Source organism: Micromonospora sp. CNZ296 (assembly GCF_007827635.1).
This window is the reverse complement of the sequence record NZ_VISW01000002.1, coordinates 575,011-588,228: the sequence shown is the minus strand read 5'-3', so window position 1 is coordinate 588,228 and position 13,218 is coordinate 575,011. Positions and strand designations below refer to the sequence as shown.

The window sequence follows — 13,218 nt, the reverse complement described above, 5'->3', positions numbered from 1 at the left end:
CTCAGAGCGCCACGATCGCCGCGCTCTCCGGCGGCAACTCGATCCCGTCGCGCATCACAGTGACGCCCTCCGAGGTGGCGAGCAGCACCCGGCGTACCACACCGGGCAGGTTGATCCGCTGTGCCCGGCCGGCCAGGTTCGCCACCACGAGCGTCTCGCCGCGCCGCATCACCAGGAACCGGTCGCCGTGGCGTACGTCGACCCGGTCGAGCCGGGGGTCGGACAGGTCGGCCCGGGATCGGCGCAGCGCGATCAGCCGCCGGTAGAGGTCGTACGTCTCGCGGTGCTCCGGCTTGTCCAGCTCGGCCCAGTCCAGCCGGGACCGCAGGAACGTCTGCGGGTCCTGCGGGTCGGGTACGTCGTCGGTGGCCCAGCCGTGGTCGGCGAACTCGCGTCGGCGGCCGGTCGCGACCGCCGCCGCGAGTTCCGGCTCCGGGTGGCTGGTGAAGAACTGCCACGGCGTGGAGGCCGCCCACTCCTCCCCCATGAACAGCATCGGCGTGAACGGCGCCGTCATCAGCAGCGTCGCGCCGACGCGCAGCAGGCCGGGCGACAGCGTGGCGGAGATCCGGTCGCCGGTGGCCCGGTTGCCGATCTGGTCGTGGTTCTGCAGGTACGCCACGAAGCGGTGGCCGGGCGTGCGCTGCCTGTCGACCGGGCGGCCGTGACTGCGGCCCCGGAAGCTGGACCAGGTGCCGGCGTGGAAGAAGCCGCCGGTCAGCACGTCGGTGAGGCACTCCAGGGAGCCGAAGTCGCCGTAGTAGCCCTGCCGCTCGCCGGTGAGCAGCGTGTGCAGCGCGTGGTGGGCGTCGTCGTTCCACTGGGCGTGCAGGCCGTACCCGCCCGCCTCGCGGGGCGTGATCAGGCGCGGGTCGTTGAGGTCGCTCTCGGCGATCAGCGACAGCGGCCGTCCGAGGTGCGTCGACAGCGCCTCGACCTCGGCGGCGACCTCCTCCAGCCAGTGCACGGCCCGGCCGTCCGGCATGGCGTGCACGGCGTCCAGCCGCAGCCCGTCGACGTGGTAGTCGCGCAGCCAGGTCAGCACGCTGTCGGCGATGTAGCGGCGCACCCCGTCGGAGTGCGGGCCGTCCAGGTTGACGGTGCGGCCCCAGGTGTTGCTCTGCTCGGTGAGGTACGGCGCGAACCGCGGCGCGTAGGCCCCGGAGGGCCCGAAATGGTTGTAGACGACGTCGAGGATCACCCCCAGGCCCTTGGCGTGGGCGGCGTCGACGAACCGTTTCAGGCCGTCCGGGCCGCCGTACGGCTCGTGCGGGGCATACCAGCAGACGCCGTCGTAGCCCCAGTTGTACTCGCCGTTGAACGCGTTGACGGGCAGCAGTTCGACCATGTCGACGCCGAGGTCGACCAGGTGGTCGAGCTTCGCGATCGCAGCGTCGAACGTGCCCTCCGGGGTGAACGTGCCGATGTGCAGCTCGTACAGCACGCTGCCGGGTAGTTGCCGGCCGGTCCAGGCGGCGTCGGTCCAGCCGAACGCGGCGTGGTCGTAGAGCCGGCTGGGCCCGTGCACCCCGGCCGGCTGCCAGGCCGAGCGCGGGTCCGGCAGGGCCTGCTCGTCGTCGTCGAGCAGGAACGCGTAGTCGGTGCCCGGCCCGGCGTCGGGCACCTCGACCCGCCACCAGCCGTCCGGCCCCTGACGCATCGCGTGGTCGGCGGCGCCGGGCAGGCGCAGCCGCACCCGGGCGGCCTCGGGCGCCCACACCGTGAACTCGGTCATGCGGCGGCCTCCACAGAGTCGGTGGGTGCGAGGAGGGCGACGGGATAGGTGCTCAGCAGATCATCCAGGAGCAGCTCAGAACCACTGTAGACCCGCCCGGTGAACAAGTCGGTGCACTGATGAACGGGAAGTGACACCGTCGTGTCCCGCCAGCCGCCGGAGCGGGCCAGCCGCAGCGGCAGCCGGGTCGCCACCGCCACCGCGCCGCCCCTGTCGAAGGCCACCGCGTGCGCGGCGGCCGGGCCGCGCGCCGGCACCGGCCGGTAGCCGCCGAACAGGTCCGGGCGGTCGCGGCGCAGCCGCAGCGTCCGGGACACCACGAGCAGCTTGGCCGCGCCGTCGTCGGCCACCGCGGGCCGCCATCCGGCGTCGAGCCGGGCCAGCATGTCCCGGCGTACGGCGAAGTCGACAGGCCGCCTGTTGTCCGGGTCGACGAGCGAGTTCTCCCACAGCTCGGTGCCCTGGTAGACGTCGGGCACACCGGGCATGGCGAGCTGCACCAGCTTCTGCCCGAGCGCGTTGGACCAGCCGGGCGGGGTGATCTCGGCGGCGAACGCGGTGATCTGGGCGTGCAGTTCCGGGTCGTCGTACATCCGGTCGACCAGGGCGTGCATCTCGTGCTCGAAGGACGGGTCCGGGTCGGCCCAGCTGGTGGTGACCGACGCCTCCCGGGCGGCCTTCTCGGCGTACCCGTGCAGTCGCTCCCGCTCGATCGGCCACGCCCCGACGGCGGTCTGCCAGAGCAGGTGGGCCAGCGCGGGGTCGGCCAGCGGCGCGCGGGACATCCAGTCGGCGACCCGCTCGGCCCAGCGGCCGGGCATCTCGGACAGCACCGCGAGCCGGGCGCGGACGTCCTCGCCGCGCTTGGTGTCGTGGGTGGAGAGCGCGGTCATGCTCGCCGGCCAGCGGACCTGCCGGGTGGCGGCGAACCGGTGCAGCTCGGCCGCTGGTACGCCGAAGTGGGCCGGGCTGCCGCCGACCTCGTTGAGGGCGACGAACCGGCTCCACCTGTAGTACGCGGTGTCCTCCACGCCCTTGGCCATGACTGCGCCGGTGAACTGCGGGAACCGGGCGGCCAGCTCGTGGCCGGGGTCGCGCAGCCGGGCGGTGACCGCGTCCAGCACGCCGATCAGGTCGGGACGGCGGCGGCCTGCTTCGCTGCGGGCGGTGGCCAGGTGCCGGGCGCCCTCGGGCGGGTAGCCGCGGTAGACCGGGAAGCAGGCGGCCAGCTCGGCCAGGGCCGCGCGGGCCTGCTCGCCGGGCAGCTCCGGCACGAGCGCGGCCAGCCGGGTCAGCTCGGCGGCGAGCAGCCGGGTGGCGGCCTCCAGCTTGGTGGCGTGCGTCAGGTCGGCCCAGGACGTGTGCCGCCCGGTCAGCCGGCCGTCCAGCGTGGTGAACTCCGGTTCGGCGTCCGGGTCGACGAAAAGCCCGGACACGGCGGCCAGCGCGTCGTAGCCGGTGGTGCCGTCGACCGGCCAGTCCGGCAGGTCCTCGCCGTACTCCAGGATCTTCTCCACCACCAGCCAGCTCGCCGGTGCTGCGGCGCGCAACCGGGCGAGATAGCCGGCCGGGTCACGCAGCCCGTCCGGGTGGTCGACCCGGATGCCATCGGCCTCGCCGGCGGCGACCCAGCGCAGGATCTCCGCGTGGGTGGCGTCGAAGACCTCCGGGTCCTCCACCCGCAGGCCGGCCAGGTCGGACACGGCGAAGAACCGGCGGTACGTCAGCTCGGCGTCGCCGCGCCGCCAGTTCACCAGCTCGTAGTGCTGCCGGTCGTGCACCTGCCGGGGAGTGCCGTCGCCGGTGCCGTCGGCGACCGGGAAGCGGTGCTCGTGGTAGCGCAGCTCCCCGTCGACGAGCTTCAGGTCGTCGAGCGCGTCGGCGGTGTCGGCGAGCACCGGCAGCAGCAGCCGTCCGCGGTCCCAGTCGATGTCGAACCAGCGCGCGTACGCCGATTCGCGTCCCCGCCGCAGCACGTCCCACCAGGCCGGGTTGGCCTCGGGCCGGGCCACCCCGGCGTGGTTGGGCACGATGTCCACGACCAGGCCCAGTCCGGCCGCGCGCAGCGCCCGGACCAGCCGCGCCCGGGCGGCCTCGCCGCCGAGCTGCGGGTTGACCGCGCGGTGGTCCACCACGTCGTAGCCGTGCGTGGAGCCGGGGGTGGCGGTGAGCAGGGGCGCGGTGTAGAGGTGGGTGACGCCGAGCGCGGCGAGGTAGCCCGCCAGCTCGGCCGTGGCGTCCAGGTCGAAGCCGGGACGCACCTGGACCCGGTACGTCGAGCGAGGGGTGTCGGGCATCGGTCAGGCCGTCCTCTCCAGGACCAGCAGCGAACGGTCCGGCACGCAGACCGTGCCGCCCGCCTCGACGAGCATCGTCTTCTCCGGATCGGGTTCCGCGGTGCTGATCACCAGCTCCCACCGGGTGCCGAACTCCTCGCCGGGCAGCGTGAAGTCCAGCGACGCGTCGTGCGCGTTGAACAGCAGCAGGAACGAGTCGTCCCGGTGACGCTGGCCGTACTGGCCGCGCTCGCCGATGCCGTCGCCGTTGACGAACAGGGCCACCGAGCGGCCGAAGTCGTTGCCCCAGTCCTCGCCGGTCATCTCCCGGCCGTCCGGGGTGTACCAGGCCAGGTCCGGCAGTCCGGACCCGGCGGCCCGGCCGCCCACCGGCAGGCCGGTGAAGAACCGGCGGCGGCGGAACACCTGGTGCCGGTTGCGGAACTCGGTGAGCCGGCGGACGAAGTCCAGCAGCTCGTCGTCGGCCCGGTCCCAGTCGACCCAGGCGATCTCGCTGTCCTGGCAGTAGGCGTTGTTGTTGCCGCGCTGGGTGCGGCCCAGCTCGTCGCCGTGGCCGAGCATCGGCACGCCCTGGGACAGGATCAGCGTGGCCAGGAAGTTGCGCCGCTGCCGGGCACGCAGCGCGCGTACGCCCGGGTCGTCGGTCTCGCCCTCGACGCCGCAGTTCCAGGACCGGTTGTGGCTCTCCCCGTCCCGGTTGTCCTCGCCGTTCGCCTCGTTGTGCTTGTCGTTGTAGGAGACCAGGTCGGTGAGCGTGAACCCGTCGTGGCAGGTGACGAAGTTGATGCTGTGGAACGGGCGGCGGCCGTCGTCCTGGTAGAGGTCGGCCGAGCCGGAGATGCGGGAGGCGAACTCGGCGAGCGTGGCCGGCTCGCCGCGCCAGAAGTCGCGGACGGTGTCGCGGTACTTGCCGTTCCACTCGGTCCACTGCGGCGGGAAGTTGCCGACCTGGTAGCCGCCGGGGCCCACGTCCCACGGCTCGGCGATGAGCTTCACCCGGCCGACCACCGGGTCCTGCTGCACCACCTCGAAGAACGTGGACAGGCGGTCCACCTCGTAGAACTCGCGGGCGAGCGTGGCCGCCAGGTCGAACCGGAAGCCGTCGACGTGCATCTCGGTGACCCAGTAGCGCAGCGAATCCATGATCAGTTGCAGTGAGTGCGGGCTGCGGACGTTGAGGCTGTTGCCGGTGCCGGTGTAGTCGACGAAGTAGCGCCGGTCGTCCTCGGAGAGCCGGTAGTAGCTGGGGGTGTCGATGCCCTTGAAGCTGAGCGACGGCCCGAGGTGGTTGCCCTCGGCGGTGTGGTTGTAGACCACGTCGAGGATGACCTCGATGCCGGCGGCGTGCAGCGCCTTGACCATGCCCCGGAACTCCTGCACCTGCTGGCCGAGGCGGCCCAGCGCGGAGTAGCCGTGGTGCGGGGCGAAGAAGCCGATGGTGTTGTAGCCCCAGTAGTTGCGCAGCCCCAGGTCGGCCAGGCGGTGGTCGTGCACGAACTCGTGCACCGGCATCAGCTCCACCGCCGTCACGCCGAGCCGCTTGAAGTGCTCGATCATCACCGGTGAGGCGATCGCCGCGTACGTGCCGCGCAGCTCCTCCGGGATGCCCGGATGGCGCATGGTCAGGCCGCGCACGTGCGCCTCGTAGATCACCGAGTGGTGGTACGGGGTGCGCGGCGGCCGGTCGTTGCCCCAGTCGAAGTACGGGTTCACCACCACCGACTTCGGCATGTACGGCGCCGAGTCGGCGGTGTTCATCAGGTCCGGGTCGCCGCCGACCTCGTAGTCGTAGACCGACGGATCCCAGGTGATCTCCCCGTCGACCGCCTTCGCGTACGGGTCGAGCAGCAGCTTGTGCGGATTGCAGCGCAGCCCCTCGGCCGGGTTCCACGGCCCGTGCACCCGGTAGCCGTAGCGCTGGCCGGGCTCGACCCCGGGGATGTAGGCGTGCCAGACGTACGCGTCGACCTCGCGCAGCTCCACCCGCCGCTCGGTGCCGATGTCCCACTCGTCGAACAGGCACAGCTCGATCTTCTCCGCCACCTCGGAGAAGATCGCGAAGTTGGTGCCCATCCCGTCGTACGTGGCGCCGAGGGGGTAGCTCTCGCCCGGCCAGACCTGCATGTCGCTCCTTCGGCCCATGATCGTGAGCGCACCGGACAGGGGGAACCGCCGATGCGCACGCCGGTGATGCCCAGTCGTACCCGCCGTCAATCCACCCGTTCGGACCGTAACCGAATCCGCCCTCGTGCGAACGGATAGACGTTCGGGTGTCATCCGTCACGATCGCCCTTTTCGAGATGCGGACCGGCGGCGGATGGACTTTCCTGGATCCGGGCCCACGCGCGCGCGGGCCCGCCCGGCCGTTCGGGCCACACCTCACCACCGCTCGACGCCGCCACCGAAGCCGGCGTGCCTCACCATGCATGGACGGAGATCCACGTGACCACTCTGCGGGTCGGCGCTCAGCCCGCCACCGCGACGGACCGGCTCCACCGGCCCACCCTCACCTCCCGCCCGGCGCCCCCGTCGCCGGCCGGGTCCGCGCCCCGGACCCGGCGCATCCTGATGCTGTCGTGGGAGTACCCGCCGGTGCTCGTCGGCGGGCTCGGCCGCCACGTCCACGCGCTGTCAGTGGCGCTTGCCGCCGCCGGGCACGAGGTCACGGTCGTCACCCGCCACGCCGAGGGCGCTCCCCTGGAGGAGTACGCCGACGGCGTCCGCATCGTCCGCGCCGCCGAGGACCCGGTCACCTTCCCCCTCGCCACCGGCTCGCTGCTGGCCTGGACCATGGCGTTCAACCACACCCTCACCCGGGCCGCGCTGCGCGCCGCCTCCTCCGGCACCTACGACGTCATCCACGCCCACGACTGGCTCGTCGCGCACACCGCGATGACGCTGCGCGAGCACCTGGACGTGCCGCTGGTCAGCACCATCCACGCCACCGAGGCGGGCCGCCACCAGGGCTGGCTGCCGGAGGAGATGAACCGCACCATCCACGGCGTCGAGCACTGGCTCGCCGGCGAGTCCGGGCGCGTGATCGTCTGCTCCGGTTACATGCGCGACGAGGTGGGCGCGCTGTTCGGCGTGGACGCCGCCCGCGTCGACGTGGTCCCCAACGGCGTCGAGCCGCACCGCTGGCGGGTGCCCGCGTCGGCGGTCGCCGCCGCCCGGGCCCGGTTCGCCGCCGACGGCCCGCTGGTCACGTTCGCCGGGCGCCTCGTGTACGAGAAGGGCGTGCAGCACCTGCTGGCCGGGCTGCCCCGGCTGCGCGACCGGCACCCGGGCCTGCGCGCGGTGATCGTCGGCGACGGGCCGTACAAGGCGGAACTGGAGGCCGAGGTGCACCGCCTCGGGCTGGGCGCCACTGTGAGCATGCCCGGGTTCCTCGGCGGCACCGACCTGCCCGCCGTCATGGCCGCCTCGGACTGCTTCGCGGTGCCGAGCATCTACGAGCCGTTCGGCATGGTGGCGCTGGAGGGGGCCGCCGCGGGCGCGCCGCTGGCAGTCGCCCGTACCGGTGGGCTGGCCGAGATCGTGGAGCCGGGCGTCACCGGGATGACGTTCGCCCCGCACGACCCGGACGGCCTCGCCGAGGCGGTGCACACGCTGCTGTCCGACCGGGACCGGGCGCGTGCGCTCGCCCGGCGGGCCCGCGCGATGGTGCACGAGCAGTACGGCTGGGCGGCCATCGCGTCCCGCACGGCCGCCGCGTACGCCGCCGCCATCGCCGGCGACCCGGCGTTCACCGCGGCCCGCGCCCAGCACCGCATGGCACACGGCCACACGAGTCCGCGAGTCCCCGAGGGCAACCTCCTCACCGCCGCCGGCTTGAGGTAAGGAAGGGCCCCCTATTAACGCCTCGGGTAGAGGAAGGGCCCCTTATTAACGCCCCCGCACCCCGGTGCGCACGACGAAGGCCGCCGACCCGACCAGGGTCGCGGCCTTCGTCGTCCGCGTGTTAAAAGGGGGCCCCTCCTCTACCTGTGGCGTTAAGAAGGGGCCCTTCCTTGCACGCTCAGCGCTGGGCGGCGGGGACGTAGTCCCGCTCGGTGGCGCCGGTGTAGATCTGCCGCGGGCGACCGATCTTGGTCTCCGGGTCGTTGATCATCTCGCGCCACTGCGCGATCCAGCCGGGCAGCCGGCCGAGCGCGAACAGCACCGTGAACATCTTCGTCGGGAAGCCCATGGCCTTGTAGATGAGGCCGGTGTAGAAGTCCACGTTCGGGTAGAGCCGCCGGGACACGAAGAAGTCGTCGGCGAGCGCGATCTCCTCGAGCTGCACGGCGAGGTCCAGCAGCGGGTCCGGCTTGGCCATCCGGCCGAGCACGTCCTGGGCGGCCTTCTTGACGATGGCGGCGCGCGGGTCGTAGTTCTTGTAGACCCGGTGCCCGAAGCCCATCAGCTTCACGCCGTCCTGCTTGTCCTTCACCTTCTGCACGAAGGAGCGGACGTCGCCGCCGTCGGCCTGGATCTTCTGGAGCATCTCCAGGACCGCCTGGTTGGCGCCGCCGTGCAGCGGGCCGAACAGCGCGTTCACGCCGGCCGAGACCGAGGCGAACAGGTTGGCGTTGCTGGAGCCGACCAGCCGCACGGTCGAGGTGGAGCAGTTCTGCTCGTGGTCGGCGTGCAGGATGAACAGCATGTCCAGCACCCGGGCGACGACCGGGTCGACCTCGTACGGCTCGGCCGGTACGCCGAACGTCATCCGCAGGAAGTTCTCGACGTAGCCCAGCGAGTTGTCCGGGTACAGCAGCGGCTGCCCGATCGACTTCTTGTACGCGTACGACGCGATGGTGGGGACCTTCGCCATCAGCCGCACCGTGGACATCTCCACGTGCTCGGAGTCGAACGGGTCCAGGCTGTCCTGGTAGAAGGTCGAGATGGCGCTGACGGCCGAGGAGAGCACGGCCATCGGGTGCGCGTCGCGGGGGAAGCCGTCGAAGAAGCGGCGCATCTCCTCGTGCAGCAGCGAGTGCCGCCGGATCCGCTCGCTGAACTCGGTGAGCTGCGTCTGGGACGGCAGCTCGCCGTAGATCAGCAGGTAGGAGACCTCCAGGAAAGAGGACTTCTCGGCCAGCTGGTCGATCGGGTAACCCCGGTACCGCAGGATGCCGGCATCACCGTCGATGTAGGTGATGGCGGACGAGCAGGACGCGGTGTTCACGAAACCGGGGTCGTACGTGGTCATCCCGGTTTCCTTGAGCAGCTTGCTCACCCCGATCCCGGCGGGGCCCTCAACCGCGGACTGCACCGGCATCGACAGCTGCCCACCGGGGTGGTCGAGCTTGACTTCCGTCATCTGTTCCTCGCTTCGCCGGCAAGATCTTCGTTGAATTGCCTTCGCTTCTACCGTAATCACGGCGCGGAGAACACCGCTCGTCATGGTTTGAGGGTGAGGTGTGCGTCACCTGTTTCCCGGCCAGCCGGTCCGGAAACCGGATGGGAGCGCGGCCATGGGACGCTCGGGAGGTCCGTCACGACAGCGTGAGCCGCCGCAGCGTCCCGTCGTCGCCGACCCGGTAGAGGTCGAGCCGGTTGGCTCCGGCGGCGAACAGACGGTCGTCGGCGAGCAGCGCGGCGAACCGCCGCCCGGCGGCGTCCGGGGGCACCACGGGCACCACCGCGCCGACGGTGCCGTTGACCGCCACGGCGAGCCGGGTGCCGTCGGGTACGCCGTCCGGCACGGTGCCCCAGACCATCGCGGGCAGCCCGCCGCCGGCCGGGTCGACCGCGTCGAACGCGTCCCGGTTGGCCACCGTGGCGGTCCCGGCGACCGGCACGTCACCGACCCGGGTGCCGACGAGCGGGTCGACGGGAGGCGGCGGGAGCGGGGCGGGCACGCCGCCGGTGACGGTGACCGGCTGGCCGGGGCGGTCGTAGAAGCGTTTGTCGGCCCGTTCGCGCGGGGCCGCCTTCGCCGACCGGCCGTCCATCCGCCAGGGCACCCGCATGTGCGTCTCGTCGGCGATCGTGGGCAGCAGGTCGACGTGTTCCCAGTTGCGGTCGTCCACCCGTCCGGCGCGCTGGCCGGGTTCCTTGACGAACATCGGCACCCAGGCCACCTCGTTCGCGGCGTGGTCGATGGCGTCCATCCCCCGGCCCTGCCAGTCCCGGCGGAAGCTGACGCCGTGGTCGGCGGTGACCACGACCAGCGCCTGGTCGTAGAGGCCGGTGGCGCGCAGCGTCCGCAGCGTCTCGCCGATCAGCCGGTCGGTGTAGCCGAGCTGGGCGAGGTGCCGGGCGCGGGCCAGGTCGACCCAGCCGGCGCCGTCGTTGGGCAGGTCGTCCGGCGCCGCGTAGGGCGCCCCGGACGGCAGGTACGCCCACGGCGAGTGCGGCATCAGCAGGTGCAGGAAGTGCAGCGTGGGCCGGGTGTCGGGGCGCAGCCCGGCCAGGAACGAGGTGAACCGGGCCGGCTGGTTGTCATCCAGGGTGTCCCAGCGGAACTTCGGGTCGTCAGGCACCGGCTCGGCGGCGTCCAGTCCGGCCTCGGCTGCGGTCCGCTCGCGGTAGGAGTCCTCCGGGTCGATCCGGCTGTCCACCGGCGCGGCGATCCGCCCGAGCAGCCGGCCGCTCTCCCGGACCAGCACGCCGAGCCCCTGTTCCGGGGTGGTGGCCTGCTCGCAGCGGCTCGGCGGGCAGAGCCGGGTGATGCTCTCCTCGGCCTTGATCCGGTAGAGGCCGCCGAGCGCGGTGAACAGGTTGTCCGGGTACTGCGAGTAGTGCGGCGCCGCCCCCCGCTCCGGGTAGCGCCCGGTGAGCATCGCGGGCAGCGCGTAGGGCGTCCAGCCGCTGACGCCGGTGGCGTTGCGGTACCACGTCGACCCGCCGGCCAGTGCCGCGAAGTTCGGGTAGCGCTCGGCGTCGATCCGGCCGTCCGGGCCGAGCAGGGAGACGAGCGGCAACTCGTCCAGCACGATCATGACCACCGGCGGGTGCGCGCCCGCGCCGGCCACACCGGCCGCGCCGCCCTCGCCGCGCGGCAGCACCACCGCCGAGGCGGGCGAGGCGAACAGGAACAGCCCGACGAACACCAGCGGCCCGGCGGCGGCGACCCGCAGCACCCGCCGGGGCGCCCGCCACCGCCGGTGCGCGGCCGCGCCGGCGGCTCCGGCCACACCGGCGGCAACGAGCAGGGGTACGCCCCGAAGCAGCGTGACGTGCCGGCCGACCTGGACCGCCAGCGCGGCGAGCAGCAGGCCCACGAACGCGGTGTGCACGGCGGCCCGGGTGAGGCGTCCGGCGAGCAGCGCAAACACGCCCAGCAGCGCGAACAGCGCTGTCGGCGCGAGCGCGATCAGGGCGACAAGCACCAGCACGTCGGCGCGGGAGGCGCGGTGGAACAGGAAGAAGTCGGGGCTGCGGCCGAGCACGTCGAGCAGCGGCTGGGTGACCACCAGCCCGACCAGCGCCACCACCTCGGCCAGCCGGGCCGCCTCGGCCCACCACTGCCGGCGTTCCCGCCGGACCGGGACGGCCGTGTGGTCGCGGGGTGGCGCGAGGGTGTCCTCAGCCACCCACCACCACCTGGTAGAGCGTGCGGGTGCCGGACGGCAGCTCGGTGCGGGCGACGACCCGGCCCCGGCGGGCGAGCAGCGCCTCGAAGACGTCACGCCGGTAGTCCGGGAACAGGCCGTCGGGCTTGTTCGCCAGCAGGCGGCGGGCCATCGGATCGTCCGGGTGGACGAACTCCACCACCAGGCTGCCGCCGGTGACGGTGAGCGCGGTGAGCTGGTCGAGCACCTCGGGCAACGGCACGTTGCGCCCGATCGCCAGGTGGTGCACCACGGCCAAGGCCAGGACGGTGTCCGCGCGCGCCCGGTCGGCGAACGCGGCCCGCTCGACGCCGCGCCAGCCGCCGCCCGGGGACGGGTCGGCCAGGTCCATCACCAGCGGCAGGATCCGTGTCTCGCCCTCCTCGCGCAGCGCGCGGTAGAGCGTGTCGACGACCGCCGGGTCCTGCTCGACGGCGACGACGTGCGCGGCGTGCCGGGCGGCGATGCGGGCGTACCGGCCGTCGTTGGCGCCCAGGTCCAGCGCCGAGCCGCCACCGACGGCGGCCACCGCCCGGTCGACGAACTCCTCCTTGGCCTGCCGGTCCGGCACCGAGTACGCGCAGGTGCGCTGGTAGTCCGACCAATGGCTGTCGCCGGGCCGGTGGTCGAGGCGGCGGACCAGCTTCGCCAGCCCGCGTACCGTGGCCAGCGCCAGCTCGCGGGAGAACCCGGCGGCGCGCAACTGGGCGCGGACGTCTGTGGTGCTCGCGGCGGAGTTGCGGGCCTGCATCGCGCCGTGCAGGTGCACGTGGGTGGGCACGCCGGCCCGCCAGCGCCGGGTGCCGCCGAACAGCCGGCGCATCTGGTCCGGTTCGACGCCGTCGACGCGGGCGCGCAGGAACAGCTGGAAGTCCAGCCCGAGGTGGGCCTGGATCAGCAGCGGGTAGAGCAGCGTCTGGCAGAACTGCCGGTAGCCGGCCCAGGGTTCGCCGTCGCGCAGTGCCTCGAACGAGCCGACGTCGATGAAGACCGGCCGGGCGCCGCGCCACTGCACGTTGTACGCCGAGCCGTCCTTCGTGGTGAAGCCTGCTTCCAGGGCGGCGCGCAGCACGTCCAGGTGCAGCAGCGCCGCGTCGCGCAGCATCGCGGACGACCACTCGTAGGGGTGCGAGACGAACGGGATCCGCTCGTGCCGCAGCACCGCGGTCCAGGGCGCGTCGACAGGGGTCGGGGCCAGTTCCTCGGTGCCGACGATCTGCCCGGTGCTGATGGCCTGCCGGAAGAAGTCGGTGACGGACAGTGCCCGCCAGTCCCGGGCGGAGCGCTCGTCGAGCCCGCGCAGCACCTCCTCGCCCCGGTGGAACACCCGGTTGCCGGGGTCGCGGAAGGAGCCCGGCTCGACGCGGACGCCGGTGTCGGGGATCGTCACGCCGCCGGGCCCTGGTCGGAGGGCTGACGCCGGAACCGGGACACCAGGCGGCGCCAGTAGAGCTTGGCGGCCACCGCCACCCCGGCCACCCCGCCGACCACCGCCTGCACGATGAGACTGCCGGATCCCGCGTCCAGGTAGGCCAGATGCGTCACGGCTGCTTTTCCTTCCCTCGCCGGTCATCGGAGCACGCCCGGAATGCGAGCTTTGTTGCTCGGAGCCGGACTTGTCCCTCACCGTAACGTCTCGGCGTCCGGG

General features: G+C 72.8%; 8 protein-coding genes. 1 reads left to right on the top strand and 7 read right to left on the bottom strand.

Annotated features, from left to right (window positions below):
* Nucleotide 1 precedes the first annotated feature (1 nt).
* From treZ to glgX, 3 genes are read right to left on the bottom strand one after another with little or no spacing between them, the layout of a single operon-like run.
* A complete protein-coding gene (gene treZ / locus FB455_RS05430) occupies nucleotides 2-1,735 on the bottom strand; it encodes a malto-oligosyltrehalose trehalohydrolase (protein WP_013477019.1) in 1,734 nt (577 codons plus the stop codon).
* On the bottom strand, nucleotides 1,732-4,032 hold the full coding sequence (treY, locus tag FB455_RS05425) for a malto-oligosyltrehalose synthase (RefSeq protein WP_145752509.1): 2,301 nt from the start codon (nucleotides 4,030-4,032) through the stop codon (nucleotides 1,732-1,734). Before treY ends, treZ begins: the two co-directional genes overlap by 4 nt.
* 3 nt (nucleotides 4,033-4,035) lie before the next feature.
* Nucleotides 4,036-6,156 (bottom strand): glycogen debranching protein GlgX, encoded by a 2,121-nt coding sequence (gene glgX, locus FB455_RS05420; protein WP_013286010.1) that lies wholly within the window; start codon nucleotides 6,154-6,156, stop codon nucleotides 4,036-4,038.
* A gap of 318 nt (nucleotides 6,157-6,474) precedes the next feature.
* On the opposite strand from glgX, the gene FB455_RS05415 reads away from it, so the two are divergent.
* Nucleotides 6,475-7,872, top strand: coding sequence for a glycosyltransferase family 4 protein (locus FB455_RS05415; protein WP_145752507.1), 1,398 nt, complete (start codon nucleotides 6,475-6,477; stop codon nucleotides 7,870-7,872).
* A gap of 178 nt (nucleotides 7,873-8,050) precedes the next feature.
* Here the strand turns inward: FB455_RS05415 and FB455_RS05410 are convergent, their stop codons facing one another.
* The 4 genes from FB455_RS05410 to FB455_RS34205 form a co-directional block, all read right to left on the bottom strand.
* Entirely contained in the window at nucleotides 8,051-9,334 is a 1,284-nt protein-coding gene (locus FB455_RS05410) for a citrate synthase (protein WP_013286008.1), read from the bottom strand.
* Between the two features lie 175 nt (nucleotides 9,335-9,509).
* Complete coding sequence (locus FB455_RS05405) at nucleotides 9,510-11,552, bottom strand: sulfatase-like hydrolase/transferase (RefSeq protein ID WP_145752505.1); 2,043 nt, start codon at nucleotides 11,550-11,552, stop codon at nucleotides 9,510-9,512.
* Nucleotides 11,545-12,960, bottom strand: coding sequence for a methyltransferase domain-containing protein (locus FB455_RS05400; protein WP_145752503.1), 1,416 nt, complete (start codon nucleotides 12,958-12,960; stop codon nucleotides 11,545-11,547). Before FB455_RS05400 ends, FB455_RS05405 begins: the two co-directional genes overlap by 8 nt.
* Nucleotides 12,957-13,115 carry a hypothetical protein gene (locus FB455_RS34205; protein ID WP_013286005.1) on the bottom strand — a complete coding sequence of 53 codons (159 nt, stop codon included), beginning with the start codon at nucleotides 13,113-13,115 and terminating at the stop codon, nucleotides 12,957-12,959. The genes FB455_RS05400 and FB455_RS34205 overlap by 4 nt, the downstream gene beginning before the upstream one ends.
* Nucleotides 13,116-13,218 lie beyond the last annotated feature (103 nt).

Coding starts and splice junctions, on each gene's coding strand:
- treZ (WP_013477019.1), bottom strand. CDS start 1,735: ATGACCGAGTTCACGGTGTGGGCGCCCGAGGCCGCCCGGGTGCGGCTG.
- treY (WP_145752509.1), bottom strand. CDS start 4,032: ATGCCCGACACCCCTCGCTCGACGTACCGGGTCCAGGTGCGTCCCGGC.
- glgX (WP_013286010.1), bottom strand. CDS start 6,156: ATGCAGGTCTGGCCGGGCGAGAGCTACCCCCTCGGCGCCACGTACGAC.
- FB455_RS05410 (WP_013286008.1), bottom strand. CDS start 9,334: ATGACGGAAGTCAAGCTCGACCACCCCGGTGGGCAGCTGTCGATGCCG.